19 protein-coding genes and 3 pseudogenes are annotated in these 25,044 nt (G+C 35.7%); 2 read left to right on the top strand and 20 right to left on the bottom strand.

Annotation, left to right across the window (positions count from 1 at the left end; genetic code table 11):
* Positions 1–160: 160 nt before the first annotated feature.
* Complete coding sequence (locus tag MVE64_RS20310; protein ID WP_247340753.1) at positions 161–1,087, bottom strand: aldo/keto reductase; 927 nt, start codon at positions 1,085–1,087, stop codon at positions 161–163.
* A gap of 15 nt (positions 1,088–1,102) precedes the next feature.
* On the bottom strand, positions 1,103–2,098 hold the full coding sequence (locus tag MVE64_RS20305) for a Gfo/Idh/MocA family protein (RefSeq protein ID WP_247340751.1): 996 nt from the start codon (positions 2,096–2,098) through the stop codon (positions 1,103–1,105).
* A 125-nt stretch (positions 2,099–2,223) separates the two neighbouring features.
* Between MVE64_RS20305 and MVE64_RS20300 the strand changes: the two genes are divergently transcribed.
* Positions 2,224–3,072 carry an AraC family transcriptional regulator gene (locus MVE64_RS20300; protein WP_247340750.1) on the top strand — a complete coding sequence of 283 codons (849 nt, stop codon included), beginning with the start codon at positions 2,224–2,226 and terminating at the stop codon, positions 3,070–3,072.
* A 53-nt stretch (positions 3,073–3,125) separates the two neighbouring features.
* Here MVE64_RS20300 and putP read toward each other — a convergent pair.
* From putP to MVE64_RS20285, 3 genes and pseudogenes are all read right to left on the bottom strand, one after another.
* Positions 3,126–4,543, bottom strand: a pseudogene (putP, locus tag MVE64_RS20295) (sodium/proline symporter PutP).
* Between the two features lie 979 nt (positions 4,544–5,522).
* Entirely contained in the window at positions 5,523–6,068 is a 546-nt protein-coding gene (locus MVE64_RS20290; RefSeq protein ID WP_247340748.1) for an NADPH-dependent FMN reductase, read from the bottom strand.
* A gap of 208 nt (positions 6,069–6,276) precedes the next feature.
* Positions 6,277–6,898: pseudogene (locus tag MVE64_RS20285) on the bottom strand (superoxide dismutase).
* 221 nt (positions 6,899–7,119) lie between these two features.
* On the opposite strand from MVE64_RS20285, the gene MVE64_RS20280 reads away from it, so the two are divergent.
* Positions 7,120–7,758: a helix-turn-helix transcriptional regulator gene (locus MVE64_RS20280; RefSeq protein ID WP_247340746.1), complete on the top strand. Its 639-nt coding sequence runs from the start codon at positions 7,120–7,122 to the stop codon at positions 7,756–7,758.
* A gap of 80 nt (positions 7,759–7,838) precedes the next feature.
* Here the strand turns inward: MVE64_RS20280 and MVE64_RS20275 are convergent, their stop codons facing one another.
* The 15 genes and pseudogenes from MVE64_RS20275 to MVE64_RS20205 form a co-directional block, all read right to left on the bottom strand.
* Positions 7,839–8,186, bottom strand: coding sequence for a hypothetical protein (locus MVE64_RS20275; RefSeq protein ID WP_247340737.1), 348 nt, complete (start codon positions 8,184–8,186; stop codon positions 7,839–7,841).
* A 127-nt stretch (positions 8,187–8,313) separates the two neighbouring features.
* On the bottom strand, positions 8,314–9,189 hold the full coding sequence (locus tag MVE64_RS20270) for a pirin family protein (protein WP_247340735.1): 876 nt from the start codon (positions 9,187–9,189) through the stop codon (positions 8,314–8,316).
* Between the two features lie 22 nt (positions 9,190–9,211).
* Positions 9,212–10,135 carry a UDP-N-acetylmuramate dehydrogenase gene (gene murB, locus MVE64_RS20265; protein ID WP_247340733.1) on the bottom strand — a complete coding sequence of 308 codons (924 nt, stop codon included), beginning with the start codon at positions 10,133–10,135 and terminating at the stop codon, positions 9,212–9,214.
* A gap of 359 nt (positions 10,136–10,494) precedes the next feature.
* Positions 10,495–11,445, bottom strand: coding sequence for an arabinan endo-1,5-alpha-L-arabinosidase AbnA (gene abnA, locus MVE64_RS20260; protein ID WP_247347167.1), 951 nt, complete (start codon positions 11,443–11,445; stop codon positions 10,495–10,497).
* 188 nt (positions 11,446–11,633) lie between these two features.
* Complete coding sequence (locus MVE64_RS20255) at positions 11,634–11,888, bottom strand: DUF6171 family protein (protein WP_247340723.1); 255 nt, start codon at positions 11,886–11,888, stop codon at positions 11,634–11,636.
* Positions 11,889–11,910: 22 nt separating this feature from the next.
* Positions 11,911–13,392 carry an alpha-N-arabinofuranosidase gene (locus MVE64_RS20250; protein ID WP_247340721.1) on the bottom strand — a complete coding sequence of 494 codons (1,482 nt, stop codon included), beginning with the start codon at positions 13,390–13,392 and terminating at the stop codon, positions 11,911–11,913.
* Positions 13,393–13,493: 101 nt separating this feature from the next.
* Positions 13,494–14,978 (bottom strand): L-arabinose isomerase, encoded by a 1,485-nt coding sequence (gene araA / locus MVE64_RS20245; RefSeq protein WP_247340720.1) that lies wholly within the window; start codon positions 14,976–14,978, stop codon positions 13,494–13,496.
* Positions 14,979–15,001: 23 nt separating this feature from the next.
* Positions 15,002–15,715 (bottom strand): L-ribulose-5-phosphate 4-epimerase, encoded by a 714-nt coding sequence (gene araD, locus MVE64_RS20240; RefSeq protein ID WP_247340718.1) that lies wholly within the window; start codon positions 15,713–15,715, stop codon positions 15,002–15,004.
* A gap of 83 nt (positions 15,716–15,798) precedes the next feature.
* Positions 15,799–17,493 carry a ribulokinase gene (gene araB, locus MVE64_RS20235; RefSeq protein WP_247340707.1) on the bottom strand — a complete coding sequence of 565 codons (1,695 nt, stop codon included), beginning with the start codon at positions 17,491–17,493 and terminating at the stop codon, positions 15,799–15,801.
* 266 nt (positions 17,494–17,759) lie between these two features.
* A complete protein-coding gene (locus tag MVE64_RS20230) occupies positions 17,760–19,091 on the bottom strand; it encodes an arabinan endo-1,5-alpha-L-arabinosidase (protein ID WP_247340705.1) in 1,332 nt (443 codons plus the stop codon).
* 133 nt (positions 19,092–19,224) lie between these two features.
* The gene (locus MVE64_RS20225) at positions 19,225–20,196 is read right to left on the bottom strand and encodes a glycoside hydrolase family 43 protein (protein ID WP_247340695.1); all 972 of its coding nucleotides are present in this window, start codon (positions 20,194–20,196) and stop codon (positions 19,225–19,227) included.
* Positions 20,197–20,225: 29 nt separating this feature from the next.
* Positions 20,226–21,722 (bottom strand): arabinosylfuranosidase ArfA, encoded by a 1,497-nt coding sequence (arfA, locus tag MVE64_RS20220; protein WP_247340693.1) that lies wholly within the window; start codon positions 21,720–21,722, stop codon positions 20,226–20,228.
* 94 nt (positions 21,723–21,816) lie between these two features.
* Entirely contained in the window at positions 21,817–22,707 is an 891-nt protein-coding gene (locus tag MVE64_RS20215) for a carbohydrate ABC transporter permease (protein WP_247340691.1), read from the bottom strand.
* A 25-nt stretch (positions 22,708–22,732) separates the two neighbouring features.
* Positions 22,733–23,624 (bottom strand): annotated as a pseudogene (locus MVE64_RS20210) (carbohydrate ABC transporter permease).
* Positions 23,625–23,724: 100 nt separating this feature from the next.
* Entirely contained in the window at positions 23,725–25,041 is a 1,317-nt protein-coding gene (locus MVE64_RS20205) for an ABC transporter substrate-binding protein (RefSeq protein WP_247347165.1), read from the bottom strand.
* Positions 25,042–25,044 lie beyond the last annotated feature (3 nt).

Below are 25,044 nucleotides of genomic sequence, written 5' to 3'. Positions count from 1 at the left end.
CAATTATTTTATTAAAATATAGGATTATATTTTAAAAATTATTGGAAATAATTATTAGAAAGTAAATCATAACCCATTAATGATATTTACTTTTAACAAGAAAAAGACGCTAAAACAGACATTTGTTTTAACGTCTTTTTATTATATTATGTGAAAAGAATTAAACTTGCTCCAACCATTTCAATTCTTCTTTCGTTAAAACAATCTTAGCTCCCTCATAGCATGATTGTAATTCTTCTGCATTTTGTGCACCAATAAGAGCACATGTAGGAAAAGGTTGATTAAGTACATAAGCAAGAGCAATTTGTATCGTACTAACTCCCTTCTCCTTCGCCATAACTTCAGCACGACGCAATCGTTCCCAGTTCTCTTCGTTATAAAATACCCGAACAAGATCGTCATTACTTCGATCTTCAGGAGTGTATCGACCAGTAAAAAATCCTCTTGCTTGTGATGACCAAGAGAGAAGTGGAATTTGATGCTCTTGATGCCATAGACAATCAGCAGAATCTGCCGAAACACACCCTGCCCAGAACGGTTCATTTGGTTTTGCTAAACTTAAATTAGGACTACTGAACGTAAAACCAACCAAATCGTTCTTGGCTGCATATTCATTCGCTTCCTGTAACCGCTGTGTTGTCCAATTGGATCCACCGATTGCCTTAATTCGCCCAGCCTTTATATGCTCATTTAACGCATCCATAATAATACTTACTGGTACTGTTGGATCATCACGATGCAGTGCATATAAATCGATATAATCTGTTTTTAAACGTTCAAGACTTTCAAAAAGATCTTTAGAGATTGCCTCTGAATTCACACGAGGACCGTGTTGGTCGTGATGTGCACCTTTAGTCAGAATCACAATATCTTCTCGATTATTACGTTCTTCCATCCACATACCAATTGCAATTTCACTTTCTCCACCACAATATATATGTGCTGTATCAATTGTGTTACCACCAATCGCAACATATTGATCAAGAACACGACACACTTTTTCATATACACTAGGCTTAAAATAATCTGAGCCTTGAATGAGTGTTGTTACCGGCTTATTTAAACCTGGAATTTTAATCGTCTTCATCAAAAGTCCCCCTTTTTACAATTCAACACGACGACGTTCCCTTGCTGAGGTTAAACAAGCATCGATAACTTTCATATTTAATACAGCATCTTGCGAAGGAAATGGCAGTTTCTCACTGTTTCGAATCGTTCTTCCCATCGCATCAGCCTGAAGTGCATATTGATTTAAGTAAGGTACCTCAAGCTCTCTTTTACCATCATTCGTGTGAACAATGATATGATCTTGTTCATTTTGATGTGTGATAAATGCTGAAGGAACCTCGATACGACCATTTGTACCAAGAATTTCGAGTTCATTTCTAAATGCGGCCCACATTCCACAATCAAATGTTAAAGCTACACCTTTATCAAATTCCAAAATACCCGATGCCATCATATCAACATCATCATGTTTTTCAGAAAAGAAAGCATGAACAGTTGCTGCTTTTGGCTCTTCATTCAAAATCATTCTCGCAGCACTAATAGGGTAAACACCAACATCATATAATGAGCCTCCACCCCATTCCTTTTTATAACGAACATTTCCACTATCATTTGCATTATTAAAGGTAAACGTTCCATGAATACCTCGAATATCCCCAATTTCACCTGAGCTAATTAACTCGTTTATAAGCTTATAACGTGGATGATAACGATACATAAATGCTTCTGCAAACACGACACCAGCCTTTTCACAAGCAGCTACCATTTCTTTTGCTTCATTCGCATTTATTGCTAACGGCTTTTCACACAAAACATGCTTACCTGCTTCTGCTGCACGAATGGTCCACTCTTTATGCAAATGATTTGGAAGAGGGATGTAAACGGCTTCAATTTCAGGATCTTGCAGTAATTCCTCATAACTTCCATAAGCCTTAGGAATATTCAATTGTTCCGCTGTTTCTTTTGCTTTTTCCAATCCTCTACTAGCAATTGCAACAACCTCACCTGTTTCTGATTGCTGAATACCTGGTATAACTGACCCTTTTGCTATATTTGCACTTCCAATAATTCCCCAACGAATTTTTTCCATTATATTTCTCTCCTTCTACCCTAAACTTAATACTATATTGTTATTATAAGAGACACATCTTAAAATAAAAATAGAATCATATTGCCATTATAATAAAAGAATATTGTCCAGAAAGAGTGATGCAAATGCTAAGGCAATTTTTATTACCTACATTACAAAACAATGATTTTATGATTCTTCCTGAATCAATTGGCTGGTATTGGGATGAACCTGATCATGAAGTAAATCGAAAAGTTGGTACTTTAAACAACTTTAGTATTCACTTTGTTTTATCAGGTTCGGGGTATGTGGAAATAGACGGTAATCCAGTATTGATAAAGAGGGGAGATGCTTTTTTATATTTTCCAATGCAGGAGCAGCGGTATTATAGTAGTAAACATGATCCTTGGAATATACGTTGGATTCATTTTTATGGAGATGTACTTAATCAATTTCTCTCAGAAAAAGGGTTTCATCAACACTCAATCTGGACTCTTCAAAAATTGTCTATACTTGAAAAAGCACACGATCAACTATTAATTGAGGCAGAAAAAAACAGCTTTTTACATCTTTCAAGCTTGTCTACTTTTACCTACACATTTTTAATGGAATTTGTAAGAAATGCTGCACCCAAAACAGCTGATCGGCGACAAGAACAGGATGATCGTATTCAAACTCTCTTGCCTAGTATGCAAAGAAGTGCATTTGAACCATTTGACCTTGAGTACTGGGCTCAGAACGTGGGTGTTAGCACATATTACTTTTGTCGACTATTTAAAAGAGCCACGCAAATGACGCCGATGCAGTTTATCACCTTATGCCGTTTGCAAGCTAGTAAACAATTTCTGCTTGATCATAAAGAAATGACTATAAAAGACATTGCACAAAAAGTAGGTTATCCTAGTATTAGCTACTTTAATAAACGATTTATTGAGCAAGAAGGAATGACTCCGACTGAGTATCGTAAATTGCATGCTTATGAGATGAATAGTTAAGAAAAAAGCACCGCCCAAAGTCCCTTCTTTAGGACAATCAGGTGGTGCTTTTTTCATGCGGATTGCTTATATTGATTGAACTTATCTCTAATGTTCTTTGAAGGTGCCGGTGTTACAATACTAACGAAATAACATGCTAGCAAACTCACAAAAAAGCCTGGAATCATCTCATAGATCGTTGCACTTAGACCCGGGATACTAGTCCAGATAATTACAGTACATGCTCCAGCAGTCATCCCAGCAAGAGCTCCCCATTTATTCATTCTCTCCCAATATAAACTTAGTAAAATAACCGGACCAAAAGCTGAACCAAATCCAGCCCATGCATAACCTACTAAAGATAGAATGGTTCCACTTTTATTGTAGGCAATTACAACAGAAATAATCGAAACAATTAAAACTGATAATCGTCCAATAACCATTAATTCCTTATCAGTTGCCGAACGTCGGAAAAATGTTTTATATAAATCTTCTGTTAACGAACTTGATGTAACTAAAAGTTGAGAAGAAATGGTACTCATAACAGCTGCTAACAAAGCAGCAAGTAGAAATCCTGTAATAATAGGATGAAATAATATACCACTTAGTCCAATAAAAACTGTCTCAGGGTCTGAAAGAGTAAGATCATTTTTCGAATAATAAGAAAGCCTACGAATCCAGTAAACATAGCACCTACAACAGAAAAAATCATCCAGCTCATTCCTATACGTCTTGCCTTCTTTATCTCTTTTACAGATGAAATCGCCATAAATCGGACGATAACGTGTGGCTGCCCAAAGTAACCAAGCCCCCACGCAAATAAAGAAACAATTCCTAGGAAACTAGTACCCTTAAAAATATTAAAAAGAGACTCATCAATTGATTTTATTTCACTAAAAGAAGGACCAATTCCTCCTAATTCAATAATTGTCACTAGAGGAACAAGAATAAGGGCAATGAACATAATCAATCCTTGTACAAAATCTGTCCAGCTTACTGCCAAGAATCCTCCGAATAATGTGTAGGATACAACCACTCCAGCAATGATCCAAAGTCCAACTGTATAGTCAAGATTGAATGTGGTTTCGAACAGCACTCCTCCAGAAACCATCCCTGATGATACATAAAACGTAAAGAAGATAATGATAACTAATCCTGAAATAAGACGGAGCATTTTAGAGGTATCTCCAAACCTATTCTCCAAAAAAGAAGGAATTGTCATCGAGTCATTAGCAGCCTCTGTGTACATTCTTAATCGAGGTGCCACATACAACCAGTTTGCATACGCACCAAGAGTCAAACCAATCACAATCCAAGAGGCACTTAATCCTTGTACATACATAGCTCCAGGAAGTCCCATAAGCAGCCATCCACTCATATCTGAGGCTCCAGCACTTAGAGCGGTAACAGCGGGACCTAAAGACCTTCCTCCTAACATATAATCTGATAAGTTAGTGGTCCGTTTATAGGCGTAATAACCAATTAGTAACATCCCAACCATATAGACAACAATGGAACCGAGTAACTGATAACTCATACTATTCCCTCTTTTCAAATAATTTTTTAAAAATTAAAACCCTCGCTAGGCGAGGGTTAATTTCTCCTAAGCTTATATTTTCTTTTTTAAACACATAACTTTAAGATTTCATTATTTGATAATACTTTTTTCATAGCTATTACGTCAATAACTTTAGGCTCATGAAAGGGAAAAGTTTTAAAGAAAAACCCCTATAGTTATACAGTCTAAACAAATTAACGATCTACACTGTTTCTTTACAAATATTTTACAATTTTACATAAGATTTCTACAATGTAGCACATATACAAAGATTTTGCTTCCTCCTTGTGTAAAACATACAACATAAAAGAAAACACTTACATTTTGATCAGAACTCTAAAAAACAATCCGTTTATATTTGTTATCAAAAAAGTTGATAAGAAAAACCGGACAATTTCTCTAAAATGTTCGGTTTTAGAGGACAAAATGCGAATTAACACTGCTTCTCTTATAGTATTTCGCACTAAGATTAAAAGTTTGACAAATAAATCAGCAAAGAAAATGCTTGGAGACCTTTGTACCAAGATAAGCACACGAATAAGCGTTTTCCAAATCTTCAAGAATCTCCAGGAAATAAGCTATTAAAACAAGCGGAATAATTCCTCTTAATGATGAAATAGCACGAAAAATAGATTAAATAAATGGAAAGATTACGCCTATTTAATCGAAAAAGATAAAAATGGACCATTTTACTTTGCTTAACCGGAAAAAATCCACTTATTTCCCCCAAACCGAGTTCCATTCATCGTCTAACCGGAAAAACTCCGTTAATTACCCCCATATATAAAAACAAAAAGAAGCAGTCTTATTCAGTACGAACAGGACTGCTACTCCGTGCTAATTTAGTTTTGTATTCGGAAACCGAAACTCTTACAATTCTCGTCCCGGTACTTTTCTTTTTATCATTCAACTGTTAAGCATCCGAGTCCTTTAGTGATTTTTGGAGAAAAATCATCTCCTTTGCCAATTCGTGAATTCGATTCGTAATATCATCATTAATTATTTCATTTTCTTTATTAAAATCTGAGTTTTGAAGGAATACATTTCTAACAGGAACCACTCCTTTTAAATAGATCAAAATTGGCTTTAGGTGATATTCTGTTACAAGAAAATGTTTGTCTGTACCAGCCGTTGTAATCATTCCTGTCACCTTTGACTTAAATGCATCAATAGGTAAATGATCAAACAGATTTTTCAAGACACCCGGGATAGAAGCCTGATAGATCGGAGTTCCAAAAACAAGAAAGTCAGCTGATTGGATTGTGTTTACAACCTTAATTGTGTCTTGATTGTAGGAAGACAGTGGAGTGCCCTTCACAAATTCAACTTCATAATCCTTTAAATCAATGAATTCAACTTCAATATTCTGATCTAAAGCTTTTGCTGCCATTAATACTTCATTAACTGCCTTTGCTGTTTTTGAACCAATGATTGAACCTGATATACCAACAAGTTTCATGTTTTACCCTCCTATTTGAAAAAGCTTGTGTGTGAGATGATAAAATGTTCATATTTCATAGTTAACAATAACATGCTCAATCGCTATTTTCCTTCTTCGCTAATAAAAACAACCTTTTTTTCAATTCCTTCTGTTTCACATAAGGAAACTTTCATTTAAACAGCAAATAAGGTGCCTTTTTAGACACCTTATTCATAAAACTCATTGATTATTTATTTAGTTTTTTAAATTTTTCTGCTACTACATTCCAATTAATCATGTTAAAAAAGCTTGAAATATAGTCAGGTCTTCTGTTTTGGTAGTTCAAATAGTAAGCATGCTCCCAAACATCAAGCCCCTAAAATGGCTTGTTGACCATCCATAATTGGGTTGTCTTGGTTAGCTGTACTTGTTACTTGAAGGTTTCCATTTTGATCAACTACAAGCCAAGCCCAACCTGATCCAAAGCGTGTTGTTGCCGCTTTAGTGAATGCTTCTTTAAAGCTCTCAAAGCTTCCAAATGCACTGTTTATTGCAGCTGCTAATTCTCCTGTAGGAGTTTGGTCATTACCAGAAGGTGCAATAACCTCCCAGAATAATGAATGATTTAAATGACCACCACCATTATTTCTAACAGCCGTTCTAATTTGTTCTGGAACAGCGTCTAAATTACTTAATAGCTCCTCAAGTGATTTTGCTTGCAAATCTGCTTTTCCTTCAAGTGCAGCATTTAAGTTATTAACATATGTTTGATGATGTTTTCCGTGATGAATTTCCATTGTGCGCTGATCAATATGAGGCTCAAGTGCATCAAAGCTATACGATAAAGTCGGTAAAGAATAAGTTGTCATTTTTTCCATCCTCCAATAATTCACTATTATTTATACTTAATAGTATAATAAGTATAAATAAAGAATAAACAAAACTTTTTTAAAGATCAAATAATTTGCTTAAACACGATTATAAAAAAGAGAAAGTCAGCTAGATGAACATTTCTTCAAACATTTTATACTATATGGTATAATTATTTTTCACACCATATCTTCTCCGTATTATAAATGGAGGTTTTAGTATGAATTCGATTCAAAATAGTACAACAAAGGACAAGATTCTTCACTTATTAAAAAAAGAACAATCAATGACTGTTAATGAACTAACAGATGAATTAGGAATTACTCACATGGCAGTAAGAAAGCATCTTTTAAGTCTAGAGAAAGAAGGTTTCATCTCTTCTAAGGAAGTAAAACAGCCGATGGGTAGACCTCTCCAAACATATTCTTTGTCAGATAAATCAGAGCAATATTTCCCTAAAAACTATGAAGGAATCAGCCTTGAATTTCTTCATGATATTAAAGATATACACGGTGAAGAATCTATAGAGCTACTCTTTAAAAAGAGAGAAACACGTTTAATTAAAGAATATAGCAACAAAATAATCAATAAAACTACACCAGCTGAGAAGGTAAATGAACTTGTAAAGCTTCAGAACGAAAAAGGATATATGGCTGATGTTTCTAAAATAGATGATGATACATTCGAGCTAACAGAATATAACTGTCCCATTCTCTCAGTTGCAAAAGAATTTAAAATGGCATGTCGATGTGAAACAAGCATGTTCAAAGACGTTCTAGGTGTTAATCAAATAAATAGAACTTGTTGCCGAACTGAAGGTGACAATCATTGTAAATTCATCATAAAGTTTGGTGAGTAAAGCTTTTTAGCTTGGAGGTATAATCAGTTTACTCCTCCTCACCAACTTTATTTTCTCTACTTAGTTGTTATAGCAACCATCTATTCTGCAAGCTCCTTAATCGTATGATATATACAATCCGGTTTCGTGTAAACATTAAAATATTTCACATTATATGTTTGAAGAAGTTGACTAATTTCCAAAAAGTCCTTTGAATGAGTATACAGTATTATGTGGTGCTTCGTTGAATAAAGATCTAAAATTTGTTTTAAGTTACCTACTTCTAAATCTAACAGGACAACTACCTTTTTAAGTCTATCAAGTATTTTAAAGACCTCATGCTGATTGTCATGATTGTAAATCAAGTTAAGAGTTGAATGAGCATGAATGAATAAACTTAAGCTTCTTTGAATATGCGGGTTCTTAGAGATTATCGCCACATCAACCATTGTTACTACCTCCTTGAACTTACTATACAATAAATTCAGGTTGAAATATTCCTTTAAAAGAATGATTTTACAGGAGGCTTTTCTACGACTTTTGTCGTAGAAACCTTCAGTAAATGCAGCTTATTTTTTATCTAGCTGCCGGTCCAAATTTTCCATTATGGTAATCTCGATATGCTTGTTTAATTTCTTCCATTGTATTCATCACAAAAGGACCATATGGAACGATTTCTTCTTTTATTGGTGTTCCTGAATAAACAAGTACTTTTGAACGCCTGCTATTTGCTTTTATCACAAACTCACTTATGTTTTTTTCGTTTCCTTCATCGTTATAAGTTAATGTACCTACACCATGCTTTTTTAACTCTACCTTGTTTTCTCCAAATGTCATATCACCTGATAAAACGTAAAAGAAGCTATTATGTGTTTCTGGTAAACGATGAACATATTGTGCTCCTTCTGATAAAGTAATTTCTGTTAATGTTATCGGAACAATGGAATTCATCGGACCCTTAACACCTGCAATATCTCCTGAAAATACTTTAACCGATCCTCCTTCAATCGAAACAACAGGTGCATCCTCACTATAAATATTTTGATAAGAAGTCTCTGTTTGTTTTAAATGTTTCGGCAGGTTTAACCAAAGCTGTAATGTATGTGCAATATCATCTCCTACACCTTCCTCGGCATGCCTTGCCGCCCACCCGGCGTTCATATATTGAACATCTCCCGGCTCTAAAATATCTCTTCCTCCAGCATTGTCAATATGCTCCAAACGTCCATCTACTACATATGTGATTGTCTGAAAGCCACGATGAGGATGATCGGAAAATGTCCCTCTTTTAAACCAATCCTCAGCCATTAAAATAAATGGATCAAAATCCTTCCAACGGTCAACGGGCAATATCCATCCCTTTTGAATCGATGGAAAGCCTACCTCTTCATATTTAACATACCAATGGTCTTTTACACTTCTTTGAAGTGCTTCTGAAGTTTCCTTAGTCAATATAATCACTCCTAATATTGATTTATATCTCATCTTCCTTACCTATAACAATCACTTCTGTTTCCAGGTTAACACCATATTTCTCTTTGACTGTTTTTTGAATCACTTGAATAAGATCTGTATAGTCCTTTGCAGTTGCAGAATCAACATTTACGATAAATCCAGCATGCTTCGTTGAGACCTCTGCCCCTCCTATTCTCAATCCTTGAAGACCAGAATCCTGTATTAGTTTTCCAGCAAAGTATCCTGGTGGTCTTTTGAAGACACTTCCACATGATGGGTACTCAAGCGGCTGCTTTTGCTCTCTTAGTCTAGTATTTTCATCCATCTTTTCTTTTATTTGAAGATAATGACCATGCTGTAGTTCAAATTCTGCTTGTAACACAACATAGTTATTTTGGGATATAATGCTTTTCCTGTAGCCTAACAAAAGATCTTCTTTTTCTAAAAGAAGTAGCTCTCCTGATTCTGTTAAGACTGTAGCTCTTTTTAATACATCCGATATTTGGCCACCATATGCTCCAGCATTCATACAAAGTGCCCCACCTACTGTCCCTGGAATTCCGCAGGCAAACTCAAGACCAGATAATGTTTCATTTAACGCGATCCTTGAGACATCGATAATGTTAGCACCTGCTTGCGCTTTTATGATATGACCATTTACTTTTACTTCATTTAGCTTTTTCAAGCTTATAACCAGTCCAGCAATTCCACTATCTTTTACAATTAAATTTGTGCCATTTCCGATAATCGTGATTGGTACTTTGTTTTCTTTTGCTTTTCTGTAGATCAATTGGATTTCTTCAAATGTTGAAGGTGTAATCAATACATCTGCTTCCCCACCAAGTTTTGTAAAGGTATAATTCTTTACTGGTTCATAAAACCTTATATCGTTAATCTCCAACACATCTTTTAATATGCTTTTCATGTTTACTAAATTGCTCATGTCGCTCACCTTTTCATCAAGAATTTTCATTTAAGAAAGAGGTATACCAAATTTGATCATACCAATAGTTGCTGTAGCAACTTTGTTTTTTCTTTCTATTTTTTAAAAAATACAGACGATATAGTTTTTATATGAATTGGTATAAAAAGTGAACATCTTTATTAGATCACATGGTTATTCTAATTGCAAATATTATATGTCAACTGTCATATTCTTTAACTGACCACATACCTACTTTTATTATAGTTATTATGGCTAGAAATGTGCCCTAAATAAAGATCTTATTTTAATAATGAAGAAACGCGGACTCACACTTATCTCTACAATAAAAGGTGGTGAAAAATCACCACCCTTAAAAATTAGTAAGAAGGCCAGCCTTGAGAATCCCAATACAAATCATTGATTAATAAGGTTGGCATCCCGTTATTTTCTGCATCATAAGAATGTCTCACAATGACATTGTTGTTGTATATGTCCTGATGGCCCGGACCTTTCCATCTACTGTTTCCGGCATCAAAAATTGTACCTCCACCATTCATCATACTTACTCCATTTTTATCAAGATATGGTCCAGTAATAGTTTTAGATCTTCCGTAGGCAATTTTGTACGTACTATCCACTCCTTGGCAACATCTGTCAAATGAAACAAACAAATAATAATATCCATCTTTATAAGTAATGCTAGGTGCTTCGATTGCATTATTAGGGGAATTTGGTCGAGTTGCAATTGAATAGACAGTACCAGTAGGTTTCATTGTATTTTTATCTAGGCGTGTAAGCTTAATCCCACTCCAAAAAGATCCGTAAGATAGCCAAGGATTACCGTCTTTATCAATAACAAGATCCCCGTCAATGGCATTAAAGTTACTTGAACTTGTTGAGCGAACAACTAATCCATCATCTCGCCATTGTCCAGAAGTTATACTTTCCGTTGATAAAAGGCCGATTAATGAATTATTCGATCCAAAACTAGAAACCGAGTAATAGAGCCAATATCTTCCATTATAATATTGAATATCAGGTGCCCATTGATTTGATTCATGATTTGGGACATAGGTTTTCCACCATGATGGCGCAGTAGGGAAAATAACAGGTGTAGTGTACCAATTAACACCATTATCAGAACGTAATACACGAATTCCATTTTTTCCTGCTTCACCAGTTCCAAATACATACCATGAATTCCCCTCTTTAATAATAGAAGGGTCGTGAATCATTTTCTCCCCTGTTACATTCCAAAAAGCGGCACTTGCTGTTACTTGTATATTTAGCACACACAAGATAACCGAAAGAATGAGTAGTTTTTTCATTTGTTTCATTAATTCATCTCCTCTTCACATTTATTCAAGCTATTGTTAACACCAGTAATGAAACCCATCACCTCCTTAAAACGCTTTCAAAATAAAGAAAAAAGATATACATCTTTGCCCAGAAAATAGGGTATGAGATGTATATCTTATGCATTAACGAGATGTATAAAAAATTCAGAATTGATGACCTACCACTTAGCACCTGCAGGATTTGGACAATTTTTACTTGTAAACTTAGCTCTGTACTCCACTAAACATCCACTATATGAACAAGTTGTTCCGTAAACAAACGAAGGACAATCTTGACAAGCTTCTAGACGATTTTTATAGACCTCATCAGAAACAATTAAATTGTCTGGTAAGTGCTTAGAAAGGATTCTATCTACTTCTTCTTTTTTGATAATGACATTTCCAGAACAGCCTTTACATACGTTGGTTGTCATAATCATTTACTTCCTTTCTACATTAAATCGTTAACAAGACAACAGACATCGGTGGTAATGTTACATCAAGTTGACCATTACTTACAGTGAATTGTGTAAATTCAGCTGGAGCTACTACTTCTGGCTGCTCGAACGTATTGTGTGCATCAATCGTTTCAGCAGTTAAAATCGTACCAGTAATACTACTAACCTCTTTCAATCCACGAAGTTGAAGAGATAATGCTGCAGATTCTTTATGATCAATATTGTATAAGCTGATGTTAACTTTGCCGTTTTTATCTTGAGATGCTGAAACAGATACTTGATCAACTTCTTGACCATTGTATTTGTATTTTCCAACAGTAGCATCAACTGAGAGTACTGTTGCATCTTGGTGTACTTTATACATATCAAATACATGGTAAGTAGGAGTAAGAATCATTTTTTCTCCTTCTGTTAACACCATTGCTTGAAGAACATTTACTGTTTGGGCAATATTTGTCATTTGAACACGATCACTATGCTTATGGAAAATATGAAAGTGGACGGCAGCAACTAATGCATCACGAATCGTGTTTTGCTGATAAAGAAATCCTGGATTTGTTCCTTCCTCAACATCAAACCATGTACCCCATTCATCTATAATCATACCAACACGTTTTTCTGGGTCATATTTATCCATGATCGTGCTATGCTTTGTAATTAATTCATCCATGTGCAGTGCTTTTTGCATCGTGATGAACCACTCATCCTCAGGAAAGCCTGTTGCTGATCCTTTACCTGTCCAGAATTCACCAGGAATTGTATAGTAGTGAAGACTTAATCCATCCATTAAGCGCCCTGCTTCACGCATTAACACTTCTGTCCAATTATAGTCATCTACGTTTGCTCCACCGGCAATTTTATAGATTTTATTATTTCCATAATTTCTTACATATGTTTGGTAACGACGGTATAGATCTGCATAATATTCAGGACGCATATTTCCGCCACAGCCCCAGTTTTCGTTACCTACACCAAAGTATGTAAGCTCCCAAGGCTTTTCTCTACCATTCTCTTGGCGCCAGTTGGCCATTGGAGACTCACCGTCAAATGTCATATATTCAACCCATTCAGACATTTCTTGAACAGTACCACTGCCCACGTTTCCGCAAATATAAGGCTCACAACCTAAAAAATCACATAGCATCATGAATTCATGAGTTCCAAAGTGATTGTTTTCAACTACACCACCCCAGTGGGTGTTTACCATTCTTTTTCTTTCACTTCTTGGTCCGACTCCATCTTTCCAATGATATTCATCAGCAAAACAGCCTCCTGGCCAACGAAGCACAGGAATGTTAATTTGTTTTAATGCTTCAAGCACATCGTTTCGAATTCCGTTCGTGTTTGGAATTGGTGAATCTTCCCCAACCCAAATGCCTTCATAAATACAACGGCCTAAATGCTCAGCAAAATGTCCATAAATATTACGGTTAATTTTCCCTTTACTAACATCTGCATTAATAACAATCGAATTTGTCATTCTCTATTCCTCCCATGCTTTTTTAGTGATAGTAGAAAGAAGAGGAAACAAGAAACCTAACATTTCATTTTTGTTTTCCTCGTCTTTAAGATTAATACCTATTACTTATATACAACGTCGTTCCAACGTAACTCATTTTTAAAGCTATGCTTATTTGTATCATTATTAATAAGAACACATTCAACCCCTACTAGCTCTGCCCAATCTCTAAGCTGGTCTGTAGTTACTTTATAAGAAAAGACTGTATGGTGTGCTCCACCAGCAATGATCCAGTTTTCTGTTCCTTCACTTAATGAAGGCTGAGGCGTCCAAAGGACTCTTGCAACAGGAAGGTTTGGTAAATCTTTTTCAGGTTGCACAGCATCGACTTCGTTTACAACAAGACGGAAGCGATGTCCTAAATCGATAATTGATGCATTTAAAGCAGCACCGCTCTTTCCATCAAAGATGAATCGTGCAGGATCTTCTTTTCCGCCAATTCCTAAAGGATAAACAGCAATCTTTGGCTTAGTTGCTGAAATAGTTGGACAAATCTCCAGCATGTGTGAGCCTAGCACTAATTCATTTCCAGGTTCGAAGTGATACGTATAATCTTCCATAAATGAAGTATCTTCGTTATTTGCCATGATCTTTAAAATGCGGAGTAAACCAGCTGTTTTCCAGTCTCCTTCACCAGCAAAACCATATCCTTGTGCCATTAATCGTTGTACAGCTAGACCAGGAAGTTGTTTCATACCATGGAGATCTTCAAACGTTGTTGTAAACGCTGTATAATTACCTTCTTCTAAGAACGCTTTCATTCCTAGTTCAATTCTTGCCTGATAGCGAATAGAATCTCGTACTGGACCTGCTTCTTGGCCTTCAGCTACAATATCGTATTCTCTTTCATACTCTTCCATTAGCTGATCAATTTCTTGTTCAGAAATATCATTCATTCTCTGAACTAAATCACCAACTCCGTAACCGTTAATGGTCCAGCCAAGTTTAATTTGTGCCTCTACTTTGTCTCCCTCAGTTACAGCAACTCTGCGCATGTTATCTCCAAAGCGTGCAATTTTCAAATGCTGACCTTCCATAAAACCAACAGACGTGTTCATCCAACTACCAATCTTGCTTCGAACTTCGTTATTTTCCCAATGACCAACAACTACTTTTCTTTTTACATTTAGTCTTGTTGCCATAAATCCAAATTCACGATCACCATGTGCAGATTGATTTGTGTTCATAAAATCCATATCAATGCTATCCCATGGAATATCACGGTTAAATTGTGTGTGAAGATGAAGCATTGGTTTTTGCAAGCTTGAAAGTCCGGCAATCCACATTTTTGCTGGAGAGAAAGTATGCATCCATGTAATAATACCTGCACAGTTTTCATCAGCATTTGCTTCTAAACATAATTTACGAATGGAATCTGCATCCTTTAAAACTGATTTAAATACTAGCTTATATGTTAATGTAGAATCTTGGTCAAGACCTTCTGTAATTACTTTTGAGTTTGCTTCAACTTCTCTTACTGTTTCTTCTCCGTATAAATCTTGACTACCTGTTACAAACCAAAATTCGTATGGTTTCACTGTTAGCATAATGGTTTCCCCCTAATCGATAGTTACTGTTTCACTTCTTTGTTTTTCTGACCATAATAAGCATTTGCTCCATGCTTACGAAGATAATGTTTATCTAGCAAAAATTGATCGATTGGACCAGCAATTGGATTTAATTGATACGTGTGTAATGCCATTTTGGCTACCTCTTCTAAAACAACTGCGTTATGAACTGCTTGGCTAGCATTCTTTCCCCAAACGAACGGTGCATGACCTGAAACGAGCACACCTGGCATCGCTATTGGATCTAGGTCTTTAGATTGAAATGTTTCTATAATGACATTTCCTGTTTCTAGTTCATAGCCTCTAGTAATCTCATCTTCTGTTAAAGCTCTTGTACAAGGAATTTCACCATAATAATAATCAGCATGAGTTGTTCCTAATGCAGGAATTGGACGGCTTGCTTGGGCCCAACTAGTTGCCCATGGTGAATGTGTATGTACAACCCCACCAATCGAAGGAAATGCTTTATAAAGCGCTAAGTGTGTTGCAGTATCAGATGATGGACGCATGTCTCCTTCTATTATTTCACCATTCAGATTGACTACAACTAAATCTTCAGCCTTTAGCTCTTCATAAGGAATTCCACTAGGTTTAATGACTACAAGACCTTTTTCTCGATTAATTCCACTTACGTTTCCCCATGTGAAAGTAACCATTTTATATTTTGGTAACTGAAGGTTTGCCTCTAAAACTTGTTCTTTCAATTGTTCAAGCATCAGTTGTCTCCCCTTTCTATTGAAAAGTGGGGGCTAAAGAAGGATGCCCCACTTCAGAAAATAGAGTAATAGATATATTGGATTTATTGTGTAATCTTTTCTTTTGCTTTGTTAGATTGAGCATGTTTGATTTTCTTTAAGTTTTTCATCACGTTATTTTCACCACGACCGAAATAATCATATAATCTTGCATATTCAGAGAATAGTTGGTCGTAAACTTGTGAATTCTCGTGGTTAGGTTGATAAACATAATCTTTTAATCTAGCCATTTCATTTGCTGCATCTTTAATATCATCGTATCCGCCACGTTCCTTACCAGCGGCAACTGCTCCAAACATAGCAGAACCAAGCGCTGGAGTTTGAGATGAAGCAGATATTTTGATATCCATTTTTAATACATCTGAATAGATTTGCATCATTAATCCATTTTTCTCAGCAATTCCACCACATGCATATACTTCATGAATCAGCACTCCACTATTTCTAAATGCCTCAACAATTGTTCGTGTACCATATGCTGTTGCTTCAATTAAAGCTCGGTAAATTTCCTCAGGCTTCGTTAGTAATGTAGCTCCTAATAAAACACCTGTTAAATCAGCATCTACAAGTGTAGATCGATTCCCATTCCACCAGTCAAGTGAAATTAAACCGCTTTCACCAACCTCCAATTGAGCTGCTTTTTCTGTTAAGAATTGGTGGATATTCATTCCTTTTTCTTGTGCTTCTTCATAGTAGCTAGCAGGTACACAGTTTTCTGTGAACCATTCAAAATGATCTCCTACACATGATTGACCTGCTTCATATCCCATAAATCCTGGAATTACTCCATCTTCTACAACACCACACATACCTGGTACTACTTCTTCTTTTTCTCCTAGTAAGATGTGACATGTAGATGTTCCCATAATCATTAGAAGCTTGCCTGGCTCTGTAATTCCAACTGCTGGTACAGCAACATGTGCATCAACATTTGCTATAGCAACTGCGGTTCCTGGATTCAATCCGATCATTTTTGCAGCTTTTTCAGTTAACTCTCCCGCTTTAGAGCCTATTGGATAAATATTAGTAGATAACTTTTCTTCAACAACATTTTCCAAGCGAGGATCTAATGCTTTAAAAAATTCTTTTGATGGATATCCTTCTTGTTTATGCCAAATCGCTTTATATCCAGCAGTACAACTGTTTCTTTTCAAGTCACCTGTAAGCTGATAGGTAACCCAGTCTGTTGCTTCCACAAATTGATCTGCAGCATCGTAAATCTCTGGTGCCTCATTAAGGATCTGCCACAATTTAGGAACAAGCCATTCTGAAGAAATTTTCCCGCCATATCTTTGTAAAAATGCTTCTCCTCTTGTTTCTGCAATTTCATTTAAAGAGTTTGCTTCATCTTGTGCCGCATGGTGTTTCCATAACTTCACATAGCTATGAGGATGGTTCATATATTGTTCTGTTAAACATAGTGGTGTTCCATTTTTGTTAATAGGTAATACCGTACAAGCTGTAAAATCAATTCCAATACCAATAACATCGTCCGCTGAAACGTTAGCTTGTTTTAGGACATCAGGAACTGTTGTTTCCAAAACTTCTATATAATCTGTAGGGTGTTGCAATGCCCAGTCATTTTCTAATTTGGTTACTCCATCTGGTAAATATTCATCCATTACACCATGAGTATAAGGCTTTACCGAGGTTGCTATTTCTTTTCCTGTTCCAATCTCCACAAGAACGGCTCTACCAGATTGAGTGCCGTAATCAACACCAATTGAATATTTAGTCATTTAAAATCCCCCCGACTCTTCCAGCTACATTTTTTTATTAAACTATCAATTTATCAATAATTTATTATTATCATACGTACAAATTTGAGATAATCTTCACAATCTCTTATACAACTTATTTGGAAATACTATAAATTATAACTTATACGTATAACCTTAATTAAATTTTAGCACTTATTTCATATTTTTCAATACAAATTTCATTATTTTCTAAGAAATTGTTGTATTTTCGCATTAAAAACTTATAAATCAGCAAAAATTCATCCTTACAAGTTTGGTGATTTTTCTACTTTTTTCCCTACAATTACATCTCCACTAGAATTTTTTCCTGCAAATACCATAGTCGGTCTCCATAAAGTCCAATCCCAAGCTGCCAATACTAATAATTGGTAAGCTCCATTGTTAGAATTCAAGAAAAACTCAAAATGGTTTTCCCCTTTGTGTGACCAATATCCATCCTTCGATCCCTCAACCCTACCGTCAAATAGAAAATGGAGTGATTCCGATTGTATTTGCTCATGGTAATTGTTATCCATATGAATGATCTCCCAATTCCCAACCATAAACGTTGAATTAACCGGTTGCTCCTTTTCACCCGCATATCTTTCTGGAGATATTAATGGCCAGCCATCATCTGTCCAGAGAATTCTTCTAATATGAAGTGCGTGATGTTTTCTGGTCTTCTCACCTCTTGCATGGTGACAAACATAATAGTCTTCACCATCTTTTAATACCGAATTATGTCCAGGTCCAATCCAACCTTCTTCTTTACCAAATTTATATCCTCCCAACACTTTCATCCCAACTTCATTTGGAGGCAAATCAATATTGGTCATTTCGTTTCCATTACTATCTAAGTAAGGTCCTTCGATTTTGTCTGCTCTTGCAACACGTATATGGTAATCTTTAAATAAGGAATCATATGAAACAAATAAGTAATATTTTTTAAAAGTAGGATGGTAGACAATATAAGGCCCTTCAACAGCCCCCTCAACTAAAAGATGTCTCTTGGAAATTAAGGTTCCATTGCCCTTCTCCTTTAATTTTCCAGTATTCTCATCTATACGAGCAACAAAAATCCCCCCAAAAAAAGACCCGTAAACCATCCATGGATTTCCTTCTTCATCAAATGTGATATTAGGATCAATTGCATTTGGCTCACTTTCACCTTGTTTTGTCTTGATAACCTCACCTTGATCTTCCCATGGGCCTTCAATTGATTTACTTGTTGCCACACCTATAAATGATTGGTTTTTTCCGAATTGCGAAGCAGCATAATACAAATAATACGTATCTCCATATTTTGTCACGTCTGGTGCCCATAATCCCTTTGCACCAGTCCACTCGTAGGCATCTTTTGGAATCGTATCAAATGCATGACCTACCCATTCCCAGTTGATTAGGTCCTTAGATTTCCGAACCTGTATTCCTCCTTTAGGCATACCACCTACTTTTGCATCTGTTGAAAAAACATAATAAGTATCTCCATCCTTATATAATGCAGGATCATGGACATTATGGATTGTCCATAATTCTTCTTGGTCTGCAATTGATTGATCGTACAAGTCATATTTCACTGGTTCTTGTGGAAACAACATATTTATCCCTCACTTTTCTTTTCATAGAGTCGAAAAATACCATTAAAATAAAGTGTTTAACCCTATCACTTAACCTATTATCTTCTTTATCTACATAGAGAAAGGCTGAATTACACTTCAGCCTTCCTTCTCCTTAATTATTCACTTTTTTAGCGTCAGGAACTGGTACACCAAAGTGAGGTGTTCCATCTTCATTCCATGAAATCGGCTGAACTCGTGTATGTCTGTTTGGATCATACAATGGGTCACCTTCAATTTCTTTATAATTTCTTGCGTGATAAACAAGAATATCTTGTGTTCCGTCCTCAGATACTGTGAAACTATTATGACCTGGTCCATATTGTCCTGTTTCTTCTGATGTAACAAAAACAGGTTCAGGCGTTTTGTGCCAAGAAGCAGGATTTAATAAATCACTATTTTCATCAGCTGTTAATATTCCCATACAATAATTGAAATCTGTTGCACTTGCTGAGAAAGTAATAAATATTCTGCCATTGCGCTTTAATACTGCAGCTCCCTCATTTACTAAGAAGCCAATTTTTTCCCAATCATATTCAGGTGTTGTAATACATACTTGTTCACCTTTAAGTGTCCATGGGTTTTCCATTTCAGAAATGTACATGTTAGAGTTTCCAAAAATCTCTGGATCCTTTTGTGCCCATACTAAATACCTAACACCTTTATGTTCAAAAGAAGTCGCATCTAATGCAAAGGATTCCCATTTCGTTTTGATTTGTCCTTTTTCAACAAATTCACCTTCTAATGGATTAGCCGACGAATTTTCAAGAACAAACATACGGTGGTCAAATAAACCGTCATTTGTTTCAGAGGTTCTCGCAGCAGCATAATAGATGTACCACTTTTCATCAATATAGTGAATTTCCGGTGCCCATATATTTGCACTCATTAAGCCGCTCTCATGTTTTACCCATACAACCTTTGCATCTGCATTTGTTAATCCTTCAATGGTTTTCGATCGACGTAGCTCAATTCTGTCATACTCAGGAACGGAGGCAGTGAAATAATAGTAACCATCTGTGTGTTTATAAATCCAAGGATCTGCACGTTGCTCAATAAGTGGATTTTTAATTGTGAATTCTGACATAGTAATCTCTCCTTACAGTTAGTAATATCTTAGGATTCACATTGTAATCTGATCATGTTCCATGACATTTTTGGTAGCTTAATTTCTAAGTGATCGCCCGTTTTACTTGTAGAATCAATTTGACTAGGTTTTACATTATCCGGAGTTTCAAAAGTATTTGTCGCATCAAGATTTGTTCCATCCATGACCAAATGTTCGATTACTTTCACCTGACCAAAAGATCGGAATTGTGCATCAAGGACGAAGTCATCATCCTCAGAGCAGTTTAAAGCAAAGATACTTAACGTATTATCAACTAAATTATAAGTTGTTGAGGATTGTACTAACGGAATTTCACCGTGCTTATTCGTTTCAATCTTTGGTGATTCTACTAGAGAATTCAACACGACTCCTCTTCCAAAATTGGATACTTGATAGAAAGGATAAAAGATTGCTTGCTTAATGGCTGGGCCACCTTTTTGAGTGAAAATTGGTGCGATAACATTCACCAATTGAGCAAGTGACGCCATTTTCACTCTGTCAACATGCTGTAATAGGGTACATAATAGTCCACCAAAAACTAGTGAATCTAACAATGAATAATTGTCTTCTAAAATTGGAGGCGCTATCTCCCAATCTTTTAATTCAACTTTCTTTTGATACCATACATTCCATTCATCAAAAGAAATGTACATTTTCTTTTTACTTCGATTTTTTGCTTGAACATAGTCTGCTGTGCTGGCAATCGTTTTAATGAAGTGATCCATATCTGCAAAAGAACCAAGGAAATCATTAATATTACCAAGATTTTCGTAATAACGATGGCAAGAAATATAATCAACATGTTCGTATAAATGCTCTAAAACAACACGGTCCCATTCAGGGAATGTTGGCATTTCTGCAGTTGAGCTACCACATGCAACTAGTTTTATTGTTGGATCAACCCATTTCATGATTTTCGCTGCTTCTCTTGCTTTTTTCCCATAGTCTTCAGCATTTAATTGACCAATTTGCCAAGGTCCGTCCATTTCATTTCCTAAACACCAGACTTTTACGTTATAAGGATCTTTTTGACCGTTTTGAATACGAAGATCACTCCAATATGTATTTCCTGGGTGATTAGTATACTCAACAAGGTTACCAGCTTCTTTTGGTGTACCTGTTCCCAAATTAACCGCTAACATTGCTTCAATATTGGACTTGTGCGCCCATTTCATAAACTCATCGATACCAACTTCATTTGTCTCTGTTGTTCTCCATGCAAGATCAAGCCTAGTTGGTCTTTTTTCTTTAGGACCAATTCCATCTGTCCAGTCATAACCAGATAAGAAGTTTCCGCCTGGATAACGGACAATCGGTACATTAAGTTCCTTTACAAGATCCATCACATCTTTTCTGAATCCATCTTCATCTGCAAGAGGATGTTCTGGCTCATAGATCCCTGTGTAAACTGCACGGCCTAGATGTTCAATGAAAGAACCGAATAACTTAGGGTCAACTTCACCGATTTTATAATTTTTATCTGCAAAATAACTAACACGTTTCATCTTTTTTCCTCCTTTTTTTAAGTAAAGGAAAAGTGGCTACAATTACTAGTAAATGAGCCACTTTACATGATGTTTTAATGTTATATGAAATCTTTTATCCTTTTACACCTGAGATAGCAACAGACTCAATAATTTGTTTTTGGAAGATAATAAACACGATTAACATTGGTAATAGCGACACAACAGATGCTGCCATGATTAATGGGTAATCACTTTGGATGGCAAAAGTTGAGTTGAAGTTAGCGATTACAAGTTGTAATGTTTGTTTCTCTGGTGAATTTAAATATAGAATCGGTCCTAGATAATCATTCCAGATTGTCATAAACCATAGAATTAACTGAGCTGCTACCGCAGGTCTAATTAATGGAAAGATAATCTTATAAAAGATTTTAAAATAAGAGCATCCGTCAATCTTAGCTGCTTCTATAATAGAATTCGGAATGCTTGTTAAAAACTGTCTTAAAAAGAAAATCATTATAATGTTACCAAATATCGCCGGAACAATTAGTGGAAGCAATGTATCAACCCATCCAATATTAGAGAAGAACATAAACTGTGGAATCATGACAACTGGATAGGGAATCATCATTGCTGTTAACAGTAATAAGAAGATCTGATTTTTATATGGGAAATTTAACTTCCCAAATGCAAATGCTGCTAAGCTTGATGTAAACGTTCCTATTATTGTGACTGATAACGCAACAGTTAAGCTATTTATAATCCCACTTAATAATGGGCCTTTTTGCCAAATTTCAATATACTTTATTGGATCAAATGTTTCAGGAATCCAAACCGGTGGTAGAGCGTATACTTCTTGAATATCCTTAAAAGATGTTGATAACATCCATATAAGTGGTGCTACCATAACAATAAATTTCCCTAATGAGAGAAAAATGAAAATGATAATATTGGTGATTCTTGTACTGGATTTTACTGATCTTAACTTTGTTTTAGTTTCTACTTTTGCATTTACTCCAACTTCCATCCTTTACACTCCCTTCTTTCTTATATTAGTCAAGTTCAAATGAAGACTTTTCATTTAGTTTAAATTGAATAAAAGTAACGATAAAAATAAACAAGCCGAGAACAACTGCCATCGCAGATCCATAACCCATTTCAAAGTTACCGAATGCTTTTTGCCAAATATAAAATACTACCGTTGCAGATGAAAATTCTGGTCCACCAGTTGGTGTCATAACTTGGACTTCTACGAATATTTGGGCTTCCTGCAATAATGTTTGTTACAACAATGAAAAATGTAACTGGTTTTACCATAGGAAGAGTTATGTTCTTAAATACCTGAAAAGCATTAGCTCCATCAAGTGTGGCTGCTTCATAATACGTTTTCGGCACACTTTGTAAAGCAGCAAGATATAATAGCATGCTATAACCGAGGCCTTTCCAAATCGTCATAATAATTAGGGCTGGCTTTACAGTATCTTTATCCATTAACCAGCTAGGACCATCGATTCCTAATTTCTCTAAAAATTGGTTTACTAATCCATAATCACCGTTATAAGCCCATTGCCATAAAATTGCTACAGCTGCAATGGATGAGATTACAGGAATATAATAAACAACTCTAAAAAATTGTGTTCCAAATATTGCTCTATTTAATCCTAGTGCTAGTAATAAAGCTAAAATAATACCAATTGGAATTCCTAACATTAGAAACAATGTGTTGAACATCGATTTATGGAAGGACTCATCACTAATTAAATCAATATAGTTTTGAAGTCCAATAAAATTCATTTGACCTAATCCATTCCAGTTTGTGAATGAACCATAAATGGAATATAAAGCAGGTACTAGAATAAAAACTAGAAACCCTATAACTGGTGCCGCAATAAATAGATAGGCATTTCTTCGCTCTTCCCGATAAAGCTTAGACGTAGTTTTCATCTTTCCTCCCCATTTCTCTTAAAGGGTACTAACACGAATAAAGTAGCTTAATACTTTAAAATAAGGTGCTAGTTAAATCTAGCACCTTATTTATTTTTTATTATTTCTGAGATTGTTTCTCCTGCTCAATTGCTTTATCTAATAATTTTTGCATTTTAGGTTGTGCTTCTTTCACGTATTCTTCAGCTGTTTTGTCACCATCAATTACAGGTTGGATATTTTTGAAGAACTCATCATACCATTCACCTGTGTAAGTGAAGTTCGTTGGAAGATCACGTCCATGCTCACCGATAATCTGTAAGAATTCCACTTTGTTAGCTGGTTTAATTGATGTATCAGCAGCCCATGCTTCAGCTACATCAGTGTTGTTAGGTAATTGTACTTGTTGATCCACTAGTGCTTGTTGACCTTCTTCATCAGCTGATAAATACAATGCAAGCTCTGCAGCAAGCTCTGCATTTTTCGTTTTTTCAGAAACACCAATACCTAAAGAACCGATCCATGCTTTTGTTTCACCAGTTTCACCAACTGGCCATGGCGCTAAATCATACTCGAATTTTAAATCATTGTAAGCTGGCATATCCCAAGGACCAACTGGGAAGAAACCGATTTGTCCTTGCATCCATCTTTGGTACGTATCAAGTGTTTGAGCTTCAGCAATAGATGGTGTTACACCATGAACGTTTTGTAAATCTGCAAAATATTGTAATGCTTCAATAAACTTAGGATCATCAACTGTTACTTTTGTATTTGTTTCATCTAACCAATCTGCTCCATTACTCCATACAAATGGTTGTAATGACCAGTTTACGTTAAGTCCTGTTCCCCATTGATCAAGTTTTCCATCACCATCTGTATCTTTTGTTAATTGCTTTGTAATTTCTACAAATTCTTCCATAGTGTATGGTTTGTCTGGATCAGGAAGTGGAATACCTGCTTCTTCAAACATTGTTTTGTTGTATCCGAACGCGAATGGTCCTAAATCCTTTGGAACCCCGTATAGAGCACCTTGTCCCATATTTTCTCCATCATAACGGTATTTGTTTATACCAGATTCCCAAACTTTACTTAAATCTACACCTTCAGCATTTTCTACTAAATCTGTAATATCCTTTAATACACCTGAGTTTACATATGCTTTTAAGTTACCAGGATTATAGAAGAAAACATCCGGAAGACTGTTACCAGCAATTGCTGCCTGTAATTTAGTATCATATTGATCTGGTGCTGTTACAACAACTTTAACCTTTACTCCAGGATTTGCTTCTTCGAATTTTTTCACAACTGCTTTATAAGCTGTTTGTTCTTGCGGTTGACCACTAAACATAAATGTTAAGCTTTTCCCATCTTCTGCTCCGCCGCCTGAACTACTGCTGCTACAAGCTCCTAAGACTCCTCCTACAACAACAATTAACATACT

Origin of the sequence: Metabacillus endolithicus, from assembly GCF_023078335.1 — a bacterium.
Classification (GTDB): Bacteria; Bacillota; Bacilli; order Bacillales; family Bacillaceae; genus Metabacillus; species Metabacillus endolithicus.
Note: the sequence above shows the minus strand (reverse complement) of the source record. Positions and strands in the feature narration are given on the sequence as shown.

Coding starts and splice junctions, on each gene's coding strand:
- MVE64_RS20310 (WP_247340753.1), bottom strand. CDS start 1,087: ATGAAGACGATTAAAATTCCAGGTTTAAATAAGCCGGTAACAACACTC.
- MVE64_RS20305 (WP_247340751.1), bottom strand. CDS start 2,098: ATGGAAAAAATTCGTTGGGGAATTATTGGAAGTGCAAATATAGCAAAA.
- MVE64_RS20300 (WP_247340750.1), top strand. CDS start 2,224: ATGCTAAGGCAATTTTTATTACCTACATTACAAAACAATGATTTTATG.
- MVE64_RS20290 (WP_247340748.1), bottom strand. CDS start 6,068: ATGAAACTTGTTGGTATATCAGGTTCAATCATTGGTTCAAAAACAGCA.
- MVE64_RS20280 (WP_247340746.1), top strand. CDS start 7,120: ATGAATTCGATTCAAAATAGTACAACAAAGGACAAGATTCTTCACTTA.
- MVE64_RS20275 (WP_247340737.1), bottom strand. CDS start 8,186: ATGGTTGATGTGGCGATAATCTCTAAGAACCCGCATATTCAAAGAAGC.
- murB (WP_247340733.1), bottom strand. CDS start 10,135: ATGAGCAATTTAGTAAACATGAAAAGCATATTAAAAGATGTGTTGGAG.
- abnA (WP_247347167.1), bottom strand. CDS start 11,445: ATGAAAAAACTACTCATTCTTTCGGTTATCTTGTGTGTGCTAAATATA.
- MVE64_RS20255 (WP_247340723.1), bottom strand. CDS start 11,888: ATGACAACCAACGTATGTAAAGGCTGTTCTGGAAATGTCATTATCAAA.
- MVE64_RS20250 (WP_247340721.1), bottom strand. CDS start 13,392: ATGACAAATTCGATTGTTATTAATGCAGATGTTAGTAAAGGGAAAATT.
- araA (WP_247340720.1), bottom strand. CDS start 14,978: ATGCTAACAGTGAAACCATACGAATTTTGGTTTGTAACAGGTAGTCAA.
- araD (WP_247340718.1), bottom strand. CDS start 15,715: ATGCTTGAACAATTGAAAGAACAAGTTTTAGAGGCAAACCTTCAGTTA.
- araB (WP_247340707.1), bottom strand. CDS start 17,493: ATGACTAAATATTCAATTGGTGTTGATTACGGCACTCAATCTGGTAGA.
- MVE64_RS20230 (WP_247340705.1), bottom strand. CDS start 19,091: ATGTTGTTTCCACAAGAACCAGTGAAATATGACTTGTACGATCAATCA.
- MVE64_RS20225 (WP_247340695.1), bottom strand. CDS start 20,196: ATGTCAGAATTCACAATTAAAAATCCACTTATTGAGCAACGTGCAGAT.
- arfA (WP_247340693.1), bottom strand. CDS start 21,722: ATGAAACGTGTTAGTTATTTTGCAGATAAAAATTATAAAATCGGTGAA.
- MVE64_RS20215 (WP_247340691.1), bottom strand. CDS start 22,707: ATGGAAGTTGGAGTAAATGCAAAAGTAGAAACTAAAACAAAGTTAAGA.
- MVE64_RS20205 (WP_247347165.1), bottom strand. CDS start 25,041: ATGTTAATTGTTGTTGTAGGAGGAGTCTTAGGAGCTTGTAGCAGCAGT.